This window comes from Flavobacterium sp. 22659, from assembly GCF_052044235.1.
GTDB classification, from domain to species: Bacteria; Bacteroidota; Bacteroidia; order Flavobacteriales; family Flavobacteriaceae; genus Flavobacterium; species Flavobacterium johnsoniae.
Genome location: NZ_JBQEMU010000050.1, coordinates 1 through 474, shown reverse-complemented (window position 1 = coordinate 474; position 474 = coordinate 1). Strand labels below are relative to the sequence as shown.

The 474-nt window shown below is 41.4% G+C and carries 1 protein-coding gene; it reads right to left on the bottom strand.

Annotated elements, in window-relative coordinates:
- Nucleotides 1-474, bottom strand: a 474-nt coding sequence (locus ACTJIW_RS24180) for a hypothetical protein (protein WP_440718502.1), incomplete at both ends; no start/stop codon positions are given.

The window sequence follows — 474 nt, the reverse complement described above, 5'->3', positions numbered from 1 at the left end:
CCGAACCTGTACATCCTTTACCATCTTTTACATAGAATGTATAAGATCCAGCAGCCAATCCTGTAAATACAGGATTTACAGTAAATCCTGTTGTTGCATTGTTGCTGTAAGTGTAGTTTCCAGATCCGCCTGCTCCTGTTAAGGTTACAGAACCGTCTGCATTTCCGTTACATGTTGATGCAACTGGAGATGCTGTTACTGTAGGGTTTGAAATTGGGTCAACAGTAGCGGTCGCTGTTTTAGAACATCCGTTAGCATCTGTAACCACAAATGTATAAGTGTCAGCATTTGCTGCTGTAACTGAATATGTAAAGTTAGCCGCAGTTATTGGAGCACTTGGAGCACTCGCTGCTGCTGAACCTTTCTGAATTGTATAAGTAAATGGTGCTCTTCCGCCTCCAATTGTTACTGTAATAACAGCATTTGGAGTACCAGTACAATCTAATTCTTTTGTAACCTGAGCACCTGTTGTTA